General features: G+C 67.7%; 17 protein-coding genes. 12 read left to right on the plus strand and 5 right to left on the minus strand.

What is annotated here, in order from left to right; all coding sequences use genetic code 11:
- Positions 1–128: 128 nt before the first annotated feature.
- From KDK82_RS15565 to KDK82_RS15590, 6 genes are all read left to right on the plus strand, one after another.
- Positions 129–608, plus strand: coding sequence for a rhodanese-like domain-containing protein (locus KDK82_RS15565; RefSeq protein ID WP_043790997.1), 480 nt, complete (start codon positions 129–131; stop codon positions 606–608).
- A 12-nt stretch (positions 609–620) separates the two neighbouring features.
- Positions 621–1,535, plus strand: a complete 915-nt coding sequence (gene epsC, locus KDK82_RS15570) for a serine O-acetyltransferase EpsC (protein ID WP_013800567.1) — start codon at positions 621–623, stop codon at positions 1,533–1,535.
- Positions 1,532–1,804, plus strand: coding sequence for a helix-turn-helix transcriptional regulator (locus KDK82_RS15575; protein WP_012207587.1), 273 nt, complete (start codon positions 1,532–1,534; stop codon positions 1,802–1,804). The genes epsC and KDK82_RS15575 overlap by 4 nt, the downstream gene beginning before the upstream one ends.
- An 83-nt stretch (positions 1,805–1,887) precedes the next feature.
- Positions 1,888–2,820: a family 2A encapsulin nanocompartment shell protein gene (locus KDK82_RS15580; RefSeq protein WP_013800566.1), complete on the plus strand. Its 933-nt coding sequence runs from the start codon at positions 1,888–1,890 to the stop codon at positions 2,818–2,820.
- 12 nt (positions 2,821–2,832) lie between these two features.
- Positions 2,833–4,740 (plus strand): family 2A encapsulin nanocompartment cargo protein cysteine desulfurase, encoded by a 1,908-nt coding sequence (locus KDK82_RS15585; protein ID WP_088165557.1) that lies wholly within the window; start codon positions 2,833–2,835, stop codon positions 4,738–4,740.
- A 285-nt stretch (positions 4,741–5,025) separates the two neighbouring features.
- Positions 5,026–6,030 (plus strand): fimbrial protein, encoded by a 1,005-nt coding sequence (locus KDK82_RS15590; protein ID WP_256974502.1) that lies wholly within the window; start codon positions 5,026–5,028, stop codon positions 6,028–6,030.
- 101 nt (positions 6,031–6,131) lie between these two features.
- Here KDK82_RS15590 and KDK82_RS15595 read toward each other — a convergent pair whose 3' ends face one another.
- The 5 genes from KDK82_RS15595 to KDK82_RS15615 form a co-directional block, all read right to left on the minus strand.
- Positions 6,132–7,088, minus strand: coding sequence for a tripartite tricarboxylate transporter substrate binding protein (locus KDK82_RS15595; protein WP_088165559.1), 957 nt, complete (start codon positions 7,086–7,088; stop codon positions 6,132–6,134).
- A gap of 44 nt (positions 7,089–7,132) precedes the next feature.
- Positions 7,133–8,122, minus strand: a complete 990-nt coding sequence (locus KDK82_RS15600; protein WP_088165560.1) for a tripartite tricarboxylate transporter substrate binding protein — start codon at positions 8,120–8,122, stop codon at positions 7,133–7,135.
- 65 nt (positions 8,123–8,187) lie between these two features.
- Positions 8,188–9,240: a hydroxyacid dehydrogenase gene (locus KDK82_RS15605; RefSeq protein ID WP_088165561.1), complete on the minus strand. Its 1,053-nt coding sequence runs from the start codon at positions 9,238–9,240 to the stop codon at positions 8,188–8,190.
- The gene (locus tag KDK82_RS15610; protein WP_088165562.1) at positions 9,240–9,917 is read right to left on the minus strand and encodes an RraA family protein; all 678 of its coding nucleotides are present in this window, start codon (positions 9,915–9,917) and stop codon (positions 9,240–9,242) included. The genes KDK82_RS15605 and KDK82_RS15610 overlap by 1 nt, the downstream gene beginning before the upstream one ends.
- A 53-nt stretch (positions 9,918–9,970) precedes the next feature.
- A complete protein-coding gene (locus KDK82_RS15615; protein WP_047219201.1) occupies positions 9,971–11,212 on the minus strand; it encodes an alpha-hydroxy acid oxidase in 1,242 nt (413 codons plus the stop codon).
- Positions 11,213–11,295: 83 nt separating this feature from the next.
- Here KDK82_RS15615 and KDK82_RS15620 point away from each other — a divergent pair, with 83 nt between their 5' ends.
- The 6 genes from KDK82_RS15620 to KDK82_RS15645 all read left to right on the plus strand — a co-directional run.
- On the plus strand, positions 11,296–12,216 hold the full coding sequence (locus KDK82_RS15620; protein ID WP_088165563.1) for a LysR family transcriptional regulator: 921 nt from the start codon (positions 11,296–11,298) through the stop codon (positions 12,214–12,216).
- A 291-nt stretch (positions 12,217–12,507) separates the two neighbouring features.
- The gene (locus tag KDK82_RS15625; RefSeq protein WP_088165564.1) at positions 12,508–13,350 is read left to right on the plus strand and encodes an N-acetyltransferase; all 843 of its coding nucleotides are present in this window, start codon (positions 12,508–12,510) and stop codon (positions 13,348–13,350) included.
- Positions 13,347–13,868 carry a phage tail protein gene (locus tag KDK82_RS15630; RefSeq protein WP_088165565.1) on the plus strand — a complete coding sequence of 174 codons (522 nt, stop codon included), beginning with the start codon at positions 13,347–13,349 and terminating at the stop codon, positions 13,866–13,868. The genes KDK82_RS15625 and KDK82_RS15630 overlap by 4 nt, the downstream gene beginning before the upstream one ends.
- Before the next feature lie 18 nt (positions 13,869–13,886).
- Positions 13,887–14,387, plus strand: coding sequence for a phage tail protein (locus tag KDK82_RS15635; protein ID WP_088165566.1), 501 nt, complete (start codon positions 13,887–13,889; stop codon positions 14,385–14,387).
- Positions 14,388–14,414: 27 nt separating this feature from the next.
- Complete coding sequence (locus KDK82_RS15640; protein ID WP_088165567.1) at positions 14,415–14,957, plus strand: phage tail protein; 543 nt, start codon at positions 14,415–14,417, stop codon at positions 14,955–14,957.
- Between the two features lie 29 nt (positions 14,958–14,986).
- A partial coding sequence (locus KDK82_RS15645; RefSeq protein ID WP_179217928.1) for an S-layer family protein occupies positions 14,987–17,108 on the plus strand: 2,122 nt, incomplete at its 3' end.

Below are 17,108 nucleotides of genomic sequence, written 5' to 3' on the forward strand. Positions count from 1 at the left end.
CCACGCGGCGCCTTCATAGACGTTTTGCTTCTATCAAACGCCGCTCTTGTTCGTTGGTGGCTTGCCGCGAAGTTCTTAGATTGGTGCCTATAGCCACCAACCCGCGAATTCTCCGCAAGGACGACAACATGACAGCCCTCACTTTGGAAACCGCCCTGCCCCAGGCTCTGGAAGAGGCGCAGGAACACGCCCGCGCACAGGGGCTGGGCCACGCAGGCGGCGTGCGCCCGCCCGTGGCCTGGGCGCTGGTGCAGGCCGGCCAGGCCGTGCTGGTCGATGTGCGCACGGCCGAGGAACGCAAGTTCGTCGGGCAGGTGCCCGATACCCTGCACGTGCCCTGGGCCACGGGCACGGCGCTGACGCGCAACCCGCGCTTTGCCCGCGAGCTGGAAGCGCGCCTGGCCCCGCACGGCGGCAAGGAGGCCGTGGCCCTGCTGCTGTGCCGCAGCGGCAAGCGCTCGGTGCTGGCGGCCCAGGCGGCCGCCCAGGCCGGATTCGCCCATGTGTTCAACGTGCTCGAAGGCTTCGAGGGCGAGATCGACGCGCGTCAGCAGCGCGGCAAAAACGACGGCTGGCGCTTCCACGGCCTGCCCTGGATTCAAGACTGAAGGAGCACGCAGATGGCCAGTTTCGACATTGCCGGACTCACCCAGAACCTGCATGCGGCGCGCCGCGAATGGCGCGAGGCCCACGGCCGCACCCAGGAGCCCGGGGCGCGCGAGTTTCCCTCGCGCGACGCGCTTTCCACCCTCATCGACCAGCTCAAGGCAGCCCTGTTTCCCATGCGCCTGGGCCCGCACGACCTGCGCCAGGAAAGCGAGGACATCTTCGTGGCCCACCAGCTGGACTCGGCCCTGCATGCGCTGCTGGGCCAGATACGGCTGGAGCTGCGGCTGTCCGCGCCCCACACGGCAGCGGGCGCCGATGCCATGGCGCTGGACATCGCACGCGCCTTTGCCGAGTCCCTGCCCCAGATCCGCCGCCTGCTCGACAGCGACGTGCTGGCCGCCTTCCAGGGCGATCCCGCCGCGCGCAGCGTGGACGAGGTGCTGCTGTGCTATCCGGGCGTGCTGGCCATGATCCACCACCGCTTGGCCCACCAGCTGTACCTGCTGGAGCAGCCGCTGCTGGCGCGCATCGTGGCCGAGCTGTCGCATGCGCAGACGGGCATCGACATCCACCCGGGCGCGAAGATCGGGCGGGGCTTTTTCATGGACCACGGCACGGGCGTGGTGATCGGCGAGACCGCCGTGATCGGCGAGCGCGTGCGGCTGTACCAGGCCGTCACCCTGGGCGCCAAGCGCTTTCCCACCGATGAGCACGGTCACCTGCGCAAGGGCCTGGCGCGCCATCCGGTGGTGGAGGACGACGTGGTCATCTACGCGGGCGCCACCATCCTGGGCCGCGTCACGCTGGGGCGCGGCGCCGTCATCGGCGGCAATGTCTGGGTGACCGAGGACGTGCCGCCCGGCGCCCACGTCACCCAGGCCCATGCGCGCGAGCACGCGCAGCAGCCCCGGGAGGTGGCCCTATGAGCACCCGTCTTGTCACCAGCTTCGGCATTGCCGTGCGCCAGGCGCGCGAGGCCCATGGCTGGTCGCAGGAGCGGCTGGCCGAGCACTCGGACCTGAACCGCTCCTACGTGGGAGAGATAGAGCGCGGCCGCGTCATCGCCTCGCTGCTGACCGTGGAGAAGCTGGCCGTCTCTCTGGGCGTGCAGCCCTCGGCCCTGGTCATGCGCGGCGAAACCGTGGCCCACGACCAGCTGGTGCGCGGCCTGCGCTTGGCGGCTATAGCATGTTGAAGACATGTGCGCGGGCCGGGACACTGGCCCTGTTTTCCCTCCTTCCCCTTCCCTTTTTCCTGAACTGATCACGGAGTCTGCACATGTCGGCAACAGTGGGCGGCACGACCGCGCTAGGCGACAACGCCGCGCGGCAACTGGCCAACGCAACCAAAACCGTTCCCCAGCTTTCGACCATCAGCCCGCGCTGGCTGACGCACCTGCTGCAATGGTCGCCGGTGGAGGCGGGCATCTACCGCCTCAACCGTGTCAAGAACCCGGAAGCCATCAAGGTCACCTGCACGGCCAAGCAGGAAGACAACCAGCTGCCGCGCACCTATGTGGACTACGAGGAGCAGCCGCGCGAGTACTTCCTCAACGCCGTCTCCACCATCCTGGATGTGCACACGCGCATCTCCGACCTCTACAGCAGCCCGCATGACCAGATCAAGGAACAGCTGCGCCTGACCATCGAGACCATCAAGGAGAACCAGGAAAGCGAGCTGATCAACAACCCCGACTACGGCCTGCTCGCCCAGGTCACGGACGAGCAGCGCATCTTCCCGCTGACCGGCGCGCCCACGCCCGACGACCTGGACGAGCTGCTGACCAAGGTCTGGAAGGAGCCCGCCTTCTTCCTGACCCATCCGCTGGCCATTGCCGCCTTCGGCCGCGAGGCCACGCGCCGCGGCACGCCGCCGCCCACGGTCAGCCTGTTCGGCTCGCAGTTCATCACCTGGCGCGGCATTCCGCTGATCCCCTCGGACAAGGTGCCCGTGGCCGATGGCAAGAGCAAGATCCTGCTGCTGCGCGTGGGCGACAAGCGCCAGGGCGTGGTCGGCCTGTACCAGCCCGGCCTGCCGGGCGAGCAGAGCCCGGGCCTGTCGGTGCGCTTCATGGGCATCAACAACCATGCCATCGCGTCCTACCTGATCTCGCTGTACTGCTCGCTGGCCGTGCTCACGCCCGACGCGCTGGCCGTGCTCGACGATGTCGAGATCGGCAAGTACCACGACTATCCCGACACCTACAAGTAAAGAGGCCGGGCGTTGACCGTGTCTGCAATCACCTCCGTGGCGCCCCAGGCGCCCTTCGACCCCGAGGCGCTGGCGCGCATGGCCAACGCCCTGTTCTCCGCCGCACCGGGATCGGCTCCTGCCCTGCCGGGTCTTCCGGGTCTTCCCGGCCTGCCTGCTGGCGTGCAGGCGCCCGTGAACGTGGCGCCGCCCGGCTCGCCGCTGGCCAGCCCCGCAGGCCTGGGCCCCGGCGTGCCGGGCACGCCCATCCCGCAGGGCCTGGCGCCGGGCAGCAACCTGCTGCCGGCCTCGCCCGCGCCACTGGCCTCGCTGGCCCACCGCGCCCCCGCGCTGCTGCCCCATGCCCAGGCCGGCAACGGCGTGCCCGACCATGTCGTGAGCGCCCTGCCCGCCTACGAGCCGCGCCTGGGATCGCAGGTGCTGGGCGTGCCCCAGCGCCAGGGCGATCCGCTGGATGCGCTGGCCGCGCTCCCGTTCACGGCACCTGCTGCACCTGCTGCACCTGCGTCACCCGCCGTGCCGCGCATCGGCGTGCCCACCGAAGGGCCCGGCATTGCGTCCACCGTGCCTTCGGCCGAGCCGCGCTTTTACTTTGTCGATCCCGTGGTGCTGCCCGCCGGCTACACCACGCCGGCCCATCCGCTGCAGCGCCAGCAGGTTTCGCACGGGGCAAGGCATGGAGCGGCCGGCGTGCAGGCGCCCTTCGACGTGCATGCCGTGCGCCGGGACTTTCCCATCCTGTCCGAGCGCGTCAACGGCCGGCCCCTGGCCTGGCTGGACAACGCGGCCACCACGCACAAGCCGCGCGCGGTGATCGAGCGCATCCGCCACTTCTACGAGCACGAGAACTCCAACATCCACCGCGCCGCGCATGAACTGGCCGCGCGCGCCACCGACGCCTACGAGGGCGCGCGCGAGCGCGTGCGCCGCTTCATCAACGCGCCCGACGTGAACGAGGTCATCTTCGTGCGCGGCACCACCGAGGCCATCAACCTGGTGGCCAAGAGCTGGGGCTGGCAGCATGTGGGCGAGGGCGACGAGATCATCGTCTCCCACCTGGAGCACCACGCCAACATCGTGCCCTGGCAGCAGCTGGCGGCCGCCAAGGGCGCGAAGATCCGCGTGATCCCGGTGGACGACTCGGGCCAGGTGCTCATCGATGAATACCGCAGGCTGCTGAACCCGCGCACCAAGATCGTCTCCGTCACCCAGGTCTCCAACGCGCTGGGCACGGTCGTGCCCGTGCAGCAGATCGTGGAGCTGGCCCACCAGGCGGGCGCCCGGGCCCTGGTCGATGGCGCGCAGTCGGTCTCGCACATGGCCGTGGACGTGCAGGCCATCGGTGCGGACTTCTTCGTGTTCTCGGGCCACAAGGTCTTCGGCCCCACGGGCATCGGCGTGGTCTGGGGACGGCGCGAGGTGCTGGAGGACATGCCGCCCTGGCAGGGCGGCGGCAACATGATTGCCGACGTGACCTTCGAGAAAACCGTCTACCAGCCCCTGCCCAACACCTTCGAGGCCGGCACCGGCAACATTGCCGACGCCGTGGGCCTGGGCGCCGCCATCGACTACGTGCAGGCCCTGGGCATGGAGCGCATCGCGCGCTACGAGCACGATCTGCTGCAGTACGGCACGCAGGCGCTGGCGCCCATCCCCGGCCTGCGCCTGATCGGCACGGCGGCCGACAAGGCCAGCGTGCTGTCCTTCGTGCTCAAGGGCTGGACCACGGCCGAGGTGGGAGAGGCGCTCAACGCCGAAGGCATCGCCGTGCGCACCGGCCACCACTGCGCCCAGCCCATCCTGCGGCGCTTCGGCGTGGAGACCACGGTGCGGCCCTCGCTGGCCTTCTACAACACCACCGAGGAAATCGACCGGCTGGCGGCCGTGGTGCAGGGGCTGGCGGCGCGCAGGCGGGGTTGAGCCGCCGGCTCAGCCCAGGCGTCTTGCAAAGGCGTCGCCCGTGGCGGCCGTGCCCAGGCGACCGTGCCCAGGCGGCCGCCACGTCGTTGGCGCCGCTTGCGCCAGGTGTGCCGCAGGCCGGACCCGGTGGCAATGCCGCGCCACGGCAGCGGACGGAACACGGCATTGGAGTCATGAAACAGCATTGCCAATATCAGAATGATCCTATGGATTTTCATAAATCATAGGAATAGACTTTGGAGCACGCCCATCAAACTCTCCTGCATCGTTTCCGGTTTCATTCATATGAAAAAAATCAGATATTTTCTCATTCCGGCAACGCTTTGCTTTTCTGTAAGCTCCATTTATGGAGGCATGTTTACACCGGCAGTATCCATCGTCCAATTACCGGAAATCATCAACGTTCCCGCAGGAAATATCATGAATGGATCAGTGCTATGGGAATCGCCCATGGTCAAATCCACTCTCGACACAATTTCCTACAGTGTGCTTTCGGGGCCATCTTCAGAAATATGGCCCCAAATCATGAACCCCACTACGCTGGACGGCGATATCTACTCCACATCTTTGCGCGGAATAGGAATCCGTTGGCGTGCCACATGGAAAGCCAGGAATTTCCCCAATGGCAAAACCATGTCCATCACCACTACGTCCAACAATTCAGGAGCCACGGGATGGCAAAAGGATGATGTACATGAGCAAACCATATGGATGCAACTCATCAAGACAGGCGCCGTTCAATCGGGCACTTTCAGCGTCAGCAGCTATGCAACCGCCCGGTTTGACTGCAATAGCCTTTGCAATATCTGGTCCGTGATGGCGGCCGGCAGCACCGTGGTGCGCACAGGCGCCAGTTGCCGGGTGAAGACGAGCAACATCGCCGTGAACCTGCAGCGAGTCAACAGTTCACAGTTCAACGGGATAGGCGCTACCTCCGCGCCCCAGTCATTCGATCTGGAATTGATCTGCACCGGGGGCGATGCCAATTCCACCCTGCGCCCGTTCGTCACGCTCACGGATGCCAACGATGCCGCCAACCGCTCCGATGTGCTGACGGTGACCGGAGGGGCTGCCGGCATCGGCATCCAGATCCGCAGTAGCGACAAGGTCATCAGCTACGGCGAGGACTCCGCCAACTTCGGCAATCCCAACCAGTGGCAGGCGGGCATCATCACCCCAAACACCAGCAACCACGTGATTCCATTGACGGCGCGCTATGTCCAGACCCAGCCCTCCGTCACCACAGGCCTGGCCAACGGACGGGCCACCTTCACGCTCAACTACCAGTGACCTACCAGTGACCTACCAGTGACCTGCCAGTGACACGCTGGCTGCATTGCGGCTGTGCAGTCGCCCCCGTGCCGATCCTGCACTGCCGCACCCGGCTGCGCTCACTCGGCTCTGGCCCCCGACACCCGCACCTGCTCGGCCGCCACGGGCATCTGCTCGCGCACGAAGCGCCAGAACGCGTCCACGTCCATGGGCTTGACGGGCAGCGAGCCTTGGTCGATGAACTGCTTTTGCACCTCGGGATTGCGCAGCGCCGTGGCCAGTGCGCCGTTCAGGCGCTCCAGCGCCGCGCGCGGCGTGCCGGCCGGGGCAACCAGCCCGTACCAGGAGTCGGTATAGAAGCCCTTGACGCCTGCTTCCTCGAACGTTGGCACATCGGGCAGGGCCGGCAGGCGCTGGCGTGAGGCCACGGCCAGGGCGCGCAGCTTGCCCGAGCGGATGAAGGGGATGGCGCCCGTGGTGAGCACGAAGTCCACCCGGCCCGCCATCAGGTCGGTCATGGCCGGGGCCGTGCCTTTGTAGGGGATGTGGGTGACATCCACGCCCGTGAGCTGCTTGAAGCTGGCGCCGGCCAGATGCTGGCTGGAGCCCACGCCGCCCGAGCCGTAGTTGAGCTGGCCCGGCCTGGCGCGCGCCGCCTCCAGCAGATCGTTGACCGAGCGCAGCGGCGAGGCCACGGGCACCAGCAGCACGCTGGGCGAGGTGGTGATCATGCCGATGGGTGCGAAGTCCTTGAGCGGGTCGTGGTTGAGCTTGGCGTAGAGCGCGGAGTTCAGGCCGTGCGAGGCCACGGTGGCCAGCATGATGGTGTTGCCATCGGGCCTTGCGCGGGCCGCCGCGTCGCTGCCCAGGTTGCCGCCCGCGCCGGCCCGGTTGTCGATGGTGATGGGCTGGCCCAGGGCCTCGCTCATGCGCGTGGCCGCCAGCCGCGCCACGTTGTCGGAAGGGCCGCCTGCGGGCCAGCCCACGATGAGGGTGATGGGGCCTTGCGCCAGGGCCGGCAGGGCCAGGGCGCACAGGGTGAGCGCAGCCAGGCTGCGGCGCGGCAGACAGTGCATGGCGGTCGTCCTTGTGAATTCAAAGGTTGGCATGGGCATGGCCTTCAGGGCTTGCCGTCCTGCCAGGGCATTTCGGTCCAGAGCTTGCGAAAGCCGGCCTCGGTGCGCTCCAGTTCGGCCGCGTAGGCGGGCGGCGCCAGGTAGCGCAGCGGCGCGTACATGGCCTCGGCCTGCTGCCTGAACTGCGGGTCGGCCGCGATGGCGGCCACGGCATCGACCAACTTTTTGCGCACGCCTTCGGGCAAGCCCTTGGGCGCGGCCAGGCCGCGCAGGGAGGCCAGCTCGATATCGATGCCCTGCTCCTTGAACGTAGGCACCTGGGGCGCCAGCGAGCTGCGCGCGGCCGACATCTGGCCCAGCAGGCGGATGGGAGTGCCGCCCTTCTGGTAGGCCAGCACCTCGCCCACGTTGATGGCGCCGATGGTGATCTGCTGGCCCGTGGCGGCGGCGCGCACCTCGCCCGCGCCCTTGTAGGGCACATGGGTGAGCTGCGTGCCCGTGGCCTTGGCGAACAGCAGCATGGCCAGGTGGTCGTCCGAGCCCGTGCCCGTAGTGCCCACGGTCACGGCGCCGGGGTTGGCCCGGGCGTAGGTGGCCAGGCCGGCCAGCGTGGTGATGGCGTTGCTGTTGTGGATGGCAAAGCCGCCCGGGTCGTCCACCAGGTTGCCCAGCAGGTCGTACTGGCTCCAGTGGAAGCTGCTCTTGCGCTCGATGGGAATGGTCAGCACGTTGGGCGTGTTGATGAAGCCGATGGTGTAGCCATCCGGCTTGGCACGCGCCAGTTCGCCAAAGCCGATGCCGCCGCCCGCGCCGGGGCGGTTGAGCACGACCACGCTGCCGCCCAGTTTCTTTTCCAGATGGCGGGCCAGCAGCCGCGCCACCAGATCGGTGCCGCCGCCGGGCCCGTAGGCCACGATCATCTCGATGTTGCGCGAGGGGTAGGGGGCCTCGCTCTGAGCCTGGGCCAGGGCCGGCAGCGCCATGCAGGCGGCGGCCAGGCCTGCGCACAATGCGCGCCTTGCTTGCTGTGTCATCTTTGTCTCCTGGGTCGCCTCTTGCAGTGGTCTGAGAGGCTTTTTAGTCATGGTGAAGGAAGCGGCTAACGGGACGGGGAACGGGACGGGTCCAAGGCCCGGGCGATGCGCTCGCGCGCACGCGGCCAGACCTCGGGATTGACCAGGCGCGCGGGCCGCTGGCCATTGGCCAGCAGTTGCACGATCTGGGTGGCAGCCAGCTCGGCGTTGTTGCGCCGGGCCTCGTGCGTGACACCGGCGGTGTGGAAGGTGGCCACCACCTGGGACAGGGCCAGCAGCGGATGGGAGGCGGGCGGCGGCTCCTGGTCCCAGACATCCAGCCCCGCGCCGGCCAGGTGGCCGCTGGCCAGGGCGGCGTGCAGGGCTGCCTCGTCATGGATACCGCCGCGCGCCGTGCTCACGAAGATGGCGCCCGCCCGCATGGCCGCAAAGGCAGCGGCGTCCATGAGCCCCAGCGTGGAGGCATCGCGCGGGCAGTGCAGGGAGACGATGTCCGAGCGCCGCAGCAGTTCGTCGAAGCCCACGGCCTCGGCCCCGCGCGCCGCCAGGCCTGCCGCGTCATAGGCCGGGTCGCAGCCGATCACCTGCATGCCGAAGGCCCGGCCCAGGGCCGCGACGCGGCTGCCGGCCTCGCCCACTCCGACCAGGCCCAGGGTGCGGCCGCGCAGCTCGTGGCCCATCACGTCCTCGCGGCTGAAGCCCCTGGCAGGGGCGCGCAGCAGGCGGTCGGATTCGTTGATGCGGCGCAGCACGGACAGCATCAGGCCGATGGCCATCTCGGCCACCGAATCCGCGTTGCCGCCCGACTGGTTCATCACGGCCACGCCGGCCCGCGTGCAGGCCTCGATGTCGATGGTGTCGCAGCCCGAGCCGCTGGAAGATACCGCCAGCAGATCGGGGCAGCGCGCCAGCAGGTCCGCCGTGGCGAACCAGTGGCGCGGCAGCTCGTCCTTGGCGGCCGTGATCTGGTAGACCCGGGCGCCGGCCAGGGCCTGCCAGGCGGCGGCATCGTCGCCCTCGCGCCGGCAGGTGATCAGTTGCACGCCAGGTGCGGCCGAGACGATGCGGTCAAAGGCCGCATCCAGCCAGTAGTCGAAGCGGACAACGCGGCGGTCCATCACAGCACCCCCTTGGCGGCCAGCGTGCGCGCCACCCAGGAGCGGTCGGCGCGGCCTGCGGCAATGGCGGCGAGCACGTCGGCCTCGTCGCGCTGTATGGCTTCCACGCGGTCGGCAATGGCGGCGGCCTCGGCGGCGGGCACGGCCAGCAGGCCGTCGCCGTCGCCCAGCACCAGGTCGCCCGGGTGGACGACCATGCCGTCGATGCTGACGGGCACATGCAGCTCGCCGGGGCCGTCCTTGTAGGGGCCACGGTGCGAGACGCCGCGCGCATACACGGGCAGGCCGTGCTGGCCGATGGTGTCGCTGTCGCGGATCAGCCCGTCGATGACGATGCCGGCCGCGCCGCGCGCCATCATCAGCGCCAGCATGATCTCGCCAATGATGGCGTTGGGCCCGCCGCCGCCCGCGTCCACCACGATCACGTCGCCGGGGCCGCAGATGTCGATGGCCTGGTGCACCATCAGGTTGTCGCCGGGCCGCGTGCGCACGGTCAGCGCACGGCCCACCAGCGGCCCCTGGCGGCGGTGAAAGGGCCGCAGCGCCGAGGTGCCCGTGGTGCGGCTCATGGCGTCGCTGACATTGGCGACCGGAAAGCCGCGGTAGCGCTGCAGCAGCGCCTCGCCAAGGGCGGCCTCGGGCCGGGCGTGGATATGGAATCCGGGAATCTTGCTCACTGCTGTGTCTCCGTCTGTGTCTGTTGTCTGTGTCGATACCGTTGTCTTGCCGCTCAGAACGCATCCCAGGCCTGCGCATGGCGCACGCAGGCCGGCGTGACCTGGTCCAGGCGCGTGGCGCCCAGCATGGCCATATCGCGCAGCACCTCCTCGCGCAGCAGGGCCATGGCGTGGGCCACGCCCGCCGGCCCGGCCACCGAGGCCGCGTAGTTGAAGGGCCGGCCCACGAAGACGCAGCGCGCGCCCAGGGCCAGGGCCTTGAGCACGTCGGTGCCCCGGCGCACGCCGCTGTCCAGCATCACCGGCAGGCCGGGCACGGCGCGCACGATGCCAGGCAGCACGCGCAGCGGTGCCACGGCGCCATCGAGCTGGCGCCCGCCGTGGTTGGAGACGATGAGGCCGTCGGCGCCGTGGTCCCGCGCCAGCACGGCGTCTGCGGCCGAAAGAATGCCCTTGACCACGAGCTGCCCCTGCCAGCGCTGGCGGATGGCGGCCAGATGCGGCCAGGCCAGGTGGGAGCGGTCCGAGAAATCACGCATCACGCTGGCCGACAGGATGGGCGCGCCCCGGTGCGCATAGTTGTTCTCGAAATGCGGCATGCCGTGGCGCCACAGGGTCTTGAGAAAGCTGCCGAACAGCCAGCGCGGGTGGCTGATGCCCTGCCAGGCCAGGCCCGGCCCGGGCCGCAGCGGCGTGGAGAAGCCGGCGCGCACATTGTTCTCGCGGTTGGCGGCCACGGGCGTGTCCACCGTGATCACCAGGGTCTGCACGCCGGCGGCGGCCACGCGGTCCAGCAGCGCATCGATCTGGCCCTGGTCGCCCGGCAGGTAGGCCTGGAACCAGGTGTGGGGCGCGGCCGCCATCACCTCCTCCAGCCGGATCAGCGAGGAACCGCTCATGATGGCCGGCACGCCCGCCTGCTGTGCGGCCTGGGCCAGCACCAGATCGCCCCGGTAGGCCGACAGCGCGGCAATGCCCATGGGCGCCACGCCGAACGGCGCGCCGTAGCGGCGCCCGAACAGCTCGAAGGAGGGGTCGCGCTGTGCCACGCCCACCAGCGCGCGCGGCACGAAGGCCAGCTCGGCAAAGGCGCGGCGGTTGTCCGCCAGCGAGGCGTTGTCCTCCACCGCCCCGCTGATGTAGGCATGGATGGGGCGCGGCAGGTGCCGCCGCGCCAGCCGCTCGAAATCATCGAGCGACAGCACCTGGCGCAGGCGGCGCGGCGGCCGGGCAGGGGCTGGTGCAGCAGCTGCAGGAGCGGTGGCGGTTGTGGAGGGGACGGTGTTGGCAGGCATTGCCGGCCAATGTAGAAGGGCCAACCTGCAAAGAAAAGCGAAATAAATAGGAATCGATATTTCGATTTTGGAAGAATGTCACCATGACCCTCAAACAGCTCGAAGCCTTCTACTGGGCCGCCACCTGCCTGAACTTCAGCGTGGCCGCCGACCGCGTGCACCTGTCGGTCTCATCGCTGTCCAAGCGCATTGCGGAGCTGGAGGCCTCGCTGGGCGTGCAGTTGTTCGACCGCAGCGGCCGCGCCGCCGAACTCACACCCCAGGGCGAGCAGCTGCTGCCGCGCATCCGCGAGCTGCTGCACGGCGCCGCCCAGCTGCGCGAGGCGGCGGGCCGCAGCGTGGGCCTGCAGGGCCGCTGCCGCATCGGCTTTGGCGAGCTCAGCGGCCTGACCTGGCTGCCCCGGCTGGTGCAGCGGGTGGCCGAGCTGCACCCCGACCTGCAGCTGGAGCCCCACACCGACATCGGCCAGGTGCTGGAGCAGCGCATCGTCGATGGCGAGCTGGACTGCGTGGTCATCGCCGGGCCATCGTCGCGCAGCAGCCTGGCCTTCGAGCAGGTCGCCCAGGTGCGCTTCGTCTGGGCCGCCAGCGACGACTTCATCGCCCGCGCAGGCACACACCAGCCCCGGCGCCTGGTGCGCGAGCAACTGCTGATCGCCCTGCCCACCGGCTCGGGCGCCACGCGCACGCTGGACGACTGGCTGGGCCGCCACGGCCTGGCCGTGGAGCGGCGCCTTTCCTGCAACAGCTGGGGCGCCGTGGTGGGCATGGTGGTGGACGGCCTGGGCTTCACCTACATGCCCGAGCAATGGGCCCTGGCCCTGCAGGAACGCGGCCGCCTGCGCGTGCTGGACGGCAGCGCCGAGGCCACAAAGCACAGCGCGCTGGCCCCGCTGACCTACACCGTGCAATGGCGCCGCGACGATGCCCGGCCGCTGATCACGGAAATGCGCGAGATCATCCGCAGCGTGATCGATTTCCCGGCGCCGCGCTGTTTGAGTTGAATATCACTGATTTCAGGGATATTCAAAATAGCAATCCTGTAGTATTTGAATGAACAATCAATATCAACAATAACAACCATCAATACATTGATAAGACATTATCAATTTCAAATATCAATCGATTCATATCTTTCCCTATGGGAGCACTCATCTTTCGCATGGATTTCTTGGCATACTGAAAATCCTTTCTCAAAGAAATTTGACAATCCTTTGCAAAAACTGCCTATGATTTAACAACTCTTTTCAATTATTCACGACTGGAACTCCTGCGTTTCCAGTCGATTTCCATTCATGAGCACTGCGCCTGCAAATACCAGTCTCCGCAGCCCTCACCCCGAATCCTGCGGTGCGCTGGCGCTTCAACCCATTGGCTCCGGCGACGAAGCCGCTCTCCTGGCCATCTTCGCCTCCACACGCGAGCAGGAGCGCGAACAATTCGGCTGGCCCGAGGAGCAATGGAATGCCTTCATTCGCCAGCAGTTCATGGCGCAGCACACCCAGTATTCGACGGCCTACGCCAACCCCAGTTTCGATCTGGTGCTGCGCGATGGCGAGATAGCGGGCCGGCTGTATGTGGACCGCAGCCCGCAGGAAATCCGCGTGGTGGATATCGCCCTGCTTCCCAGGCACCGTCGCCAGGGCGTGGGGCGGCAGTTGCTGCAGGCTTTGACGGATGAGTCGGATGCCCTGGGCATTGACCTGGGCCTGCATGTGGAGAAGAACAACCCCATCCTCGGCCACTACCAGCGCCTGGGCTTTGTCACCGAGGCCGATCGCGGCGTGTACTGGTATATGCGCCGCGCGCCGCAGCCTGCGCGCATGCCCGGCCCTGAGGATTTCACCGGCCTGGTCGGCACCGATTTCGCGTTGCAGCTCCCCGGTGCCGCGCCCGTGTCGCTGCGCCTGGAAAAGGCCACGGTCACGCAGGGATTGCTGGCCTCGCGCTGCTCGCTGCGCTTCAAGGGGCCTGACATCGGCCGCCCGACCCACGACACCTACCTGCTTTCCCACGAACGCCTGGGACGCTTTGCTCTGTTCCTGGGGCCCGTCGTGGATGCGGAGCCGGGGCAGACCAGCTACCAGGCACTCATCACACGCATGAACACGTCGATCAAGGAGGAGGAGACGCCATGAGCGAGGCATATATTGGAGAAATCCGTCTTTTTGCGGGCAACTTTGCCCCTCAGAACTGGGCATTGTGCGACGGCAGGCTGGTTGCCATCAGCGAGAACGAAGCACTCTTCGTGCTGCTGGGTACCACCTATGGCGGCGATGGCGTCACCAACTTCGCACTGCCCAACCTGCAGGGCCGGCTTCCTATTGGCCAAGGCCAGTTGCAGGGCGGGAGCAACCGCGTTCTGGGCCAGCAGATGGGTGCGGAAGACGTAACGCTGAACATCAGCCAGTTGCCCGGGCACACCCACCAGTTCTCGGCGGCCGGCGCCGCCAGCACCAGCAAGCCACAACAGCAGGTACCGGCAGCCGTCACGGGGTTCAACCTCTACGCCCCCTCACCCGCCACGACTGCCGCCACCCTGGGACCCAGCTCGGTGCAGATCGTCGGCGGCGGGCAGCCGCACAACAACGTCATGCCCAGCCTGGTGCTGAGCTACATCATCTGCCTCTTGGGCATCTTCCCCAGCTTCACATAGCACGGACAGGAGCATTTCATGGACCCCTTTCTCGGAGAGATCCGCGCATTCGCCTTTGGCCAGGTCCCAAGGGGCTGGCTGCTGTGCAACGGAGCGATTCTGCCGATCAATACGAACCAGGCCTTGTTTGCGCTGCTGGGCACCCAATACGGCGGCAATGGCTCGACGAACTTCGGCCTGCCCGATCTGCGTGGTCGCGCGCCCATTGGATACGGCGGCGGCATTGTGCTCGGCCTGATCGACGGTACGGAAAACGTCACGCTAACCCCCAGCCAGATGCCCCAGCACACCCACCAGCTGCTGTCCAGCGCTGCGGTGGCCACCACCAATGTCCCCGGCGGCAATGTGATGGCCGAGGCCGCCAATGGCCTGTCTGCCTATGGCGCGCCCACCAATTCCTTCATGGCGGCCACCGCCGTGGACATCAGCGGCGGCAGCCAGCCTCACCAGAACATGCAGCCCTCGCTGGTCATCAACTGGTGCATCGCCAGCTCCGGGATCTTCCCGTCCCGCAACTGAACAAGCCTCCCCCAAGGAAACATCCATATGGCAGATCCCTTCTACGGCGAGGTCCGCGCATTCGGCTTCTACTTCGCCCCTGTCAACTGGGCCTTTTGCGCAGGCCAGACCATACAGGTACAGCAGAATGCAGCGCTTTTTTCGATCATCGGAAACCGGTTCGGCGGTAACGGAACCACCAACTTCATGCTGCCCAATCTGCAGGGCAGAGCCGCCATGGGCGCCGGCACGGGACCTGGACTGAGCTCCCGCAACATCGGTGAAACCCTGGGCACAGCCACCGAAACGCTGACCCTTGCGCAGATACCGGCGCACAGCCACGGCATCAGCGCCCAGGGCGCCGGCGCCACGGCGGCCACCCCCAGCGGCAACTTGCTGGCGCAGGGCATGCAAGGCGTACCGCCCCGGGGCAGCGCCAGGCCCACCTATGCAGCGGGAGCTGCCACTTCGGCCATGGCGCCGACAGCGCTGCTGCCCGTCGGCGGCAACCAGGCCCATAGCAATATGCAACCCGTTCTGGCGCTGAATTTCTGCATCTGCCTGTACGGCGAATTCCCCGTCAGGCCCTGACGTTCTTCCACCTCCAGCCATTGCCCGCCATGCCCACCAACCACACCCCCAGGCCCAAGTCCGCTTCACGCATGCTGTCCATGTGGTTTGCGTGGTTCATAGGGTTGGTGATGGCACTGGCGGCTCCGGCCCATGCCGCAGTGGACCGGGGCATCATCGACTTCGGGAGCAGCGCCGCGCCTGGCGCCTTCTCGGATGTTGCACCGGACTACAACGGGCTTCGCTTCACCGGCCAGTGGTCCTATTTCGCTGAAGTGGACCTGCAGACGGGCAGCCCGGGAATCACCACGTCCGGCGACGCCATCACCTCCGCCACCCTTGACGGCAACGCCATCATCAAGGCGGCCAATGGCACGGACCGCTTCAGCCTCGCACGGGTGCGCATCCATGCCTACGGCTCAATGACCCAGTTCACACTCGCGGGCTATCGCGGCGGCAGCCCCGTGTCCGGTGCCAGCGTGACCGTCACCAAGACGTTTCCCATGACGCAGCAATTCGTCCCTATCGATCTGAGCGCGCTGGCGGATGTGGACGAAGTACGGGTATCCAACAATGCCACGGTTGGCGAAGGCGGCAACTTCGCCTTCGACGATCTGGCCGTTGATCCCTTCCCCCCAGCCACGCCCACGGCCACTGGGCTTGCGCCCACCTCCGGCCTGGCCGCCGGCGGTGCCTCTGTGGTCATCACGGGTGCCAACTTCACCAACGTGATCGGCAGTTCCATCGTGACCGCCGTGAGCTTCGGCGGCACGCCGGCGACCAGCTTCACGGTCGACAGCGCCACCCAGATCACGGCCACGGCACCGGCAGGATCGGGCACGGTGAACGTGACCGTCACGACGGCAGGCGGCACCAGCGTCACTGCCGCAGCCAATCAGTTCACCTATCTGCCCGCGCCCACGGTGGCATCCGTCTCGCCCAACTTTGGCCCGCAGGCAGGCGGCACCAGCGTGGTCATCACCGGCACCAACCTGTCCGGCGCCACCGCCGTGCTATTCGGCGCGACAACCGCCAGCTATGTTGTCAACAGCGCCACCCAGATCACCGCCATCTCGCCTGGGGGCACAGGCACGGTCGATGTGCGCGTCACAACGGCAGGCGGCACCAGCGCCATCAGCGGGGCCGATCAATTCAGCTACCTGGCAACGCCAACGATCACCAGCATCGCGCCAACGGCAGGCCCTCAGGCGGGCGGCACGGCAGTCAACATCACAGGCACGAACTTCATCGGCACCACGGGCGTGAACTTCGGCGCCTCGGCAGCGACCGGCTTCACGGTCAACAGCGCCACCAGCATCACGGCCACGGCGCCGCCCGGAACAGGCACGGTGGACATCCGCGTCAGCAACTCCGTCGGCACCAGTCCCACCGTTGCCGCCGACCAGTTCACCTATGTGGCGGCACCGTCGGTCACCTCCATCTCTCCCACGGCAGGTCCCACCGGCGGCGGCACCACGGTGACCATCACCGGTACCGGCTTCGCCGCAGCACCTGGCACTGGCGCCGTGCGCTTCGGCGCCGCGACCGCCACCTACACCATCAACAGCAACACCCAGATCACAGCCACCGCGCCCGCGGGCAGCGCTGGCACGGTCGATGTGACGGTGACCACGGTGGGCGGCACCAGTGCCACCAGCGCAGCCGACCAGTTCACCTATGTGTCAGCGCCCACGGTGACGTCCATCTCGCCCACGGCAGGGCCAACCGCTGGGGGCACCACGGTGACCCTGACCGGCACCAACCTGTCCGGCGCCACGGCCGTGACCTTCGGCGCCACAGCGGCCACCGGATTCACGGTCAACAGCGCCACGCAGATCACGGCCACCGCGCCTGCCCACGCAGCGGGCACGATCGACGTGCGCATCACCACAGTGGGCGGCACCAGCGCCACCAGTGCGGCCGACCAGTTCACCTACGTGGCCGCACCCACGGTGACTTCCGTCTCGCCCACGGCAGGGCCAGCCGCAGGAGGAACCTCGGTGGTCATCACTGGCACCAACCTCTCTGGCGCCACGGCCGTGACCTTCGGCGCCACGGCCGCCACGGGCTTCACGGTCAACAGCGCCACGCAGATCACGGCCACCGCGCCTGCCGGCACGGGCACGGTAGACGTGCGCATCACCACCGCAGGCGGTACCAGCGCCACCAGCG

It is taken from the genome of Delftia sp. K82, assembly GCF_002193035.1.
Classification (GTDB): Bacteria; Pseudomonadota; Gammaproteobacteria; order Burkholderiales; family Burkholderiaceae_C; genus Comamonas; species Comamonas acidovorans.